This window comes from Pseudoalteromonas sp. bablab_jr010, from assembly GCF_016464105.1.
Classification (GTDB): Bacteria; Pseudomonadota; Gammaproteobacteria; order Enterobacterales; family Alteromonadaceae; genus Pseudoalteromonas; species Pseudoalteromonas simplex.
Genome location: NZ_JACDWV010000185.1, coordinates 1 through 395, shown reverse-complemented (window position 1 = coordinate 395; position 395 = coordinate 1). Strand labels below are relative to the sequence as shown.

At 35.4% G+C, this 395-nt stretch carries 1 rRNA gene; it reads right to left on the bottom strand.

The window, feature by feature from the left end:
• Positions 1 to 319: 319 nt before the first annotated feature.
• Positions 320 to 395: ribosomal RNA gene (locus tag JIG37_RS18580) — 16S ribosomal RNA — on the bottom strand; the annotation flags it as partial.

The following is a 395-nucleotide window of genomic DNA, read 5'->3' as shown; positions in this document are numbered from 1 at the left end:
GCCAAGGCATCCACCGTGTACGCTTAGTCACTTAACCATACAACCCAAACGGGTCTTTGTTAGTGACAGCTGTTAACTTCGCCAGAAGTTAATTCATCAAATAATGATGAGAATACTAAAGTAGATACCAATTAATCTTTCGATTAATGGCATATTTTTTACTTTTGAAAACTCTTTATAAATAATAATGTTATCTATAAGAATTTTAATATCAGCTTTCCAAATTTTTAAAGAGCATATTAATTAGTTAAACTAAAGTGGTTTAGCTAACTAACAATCATCTGTGTGGACACTACGAACAAATAAGTTCTAAATCGTATAAGGAGGTGATCCAGCCCCAGGTTCCCCTAGGGCTACCTTGTTACGACTTCACCCCAGTCATGAATCACTCCGTG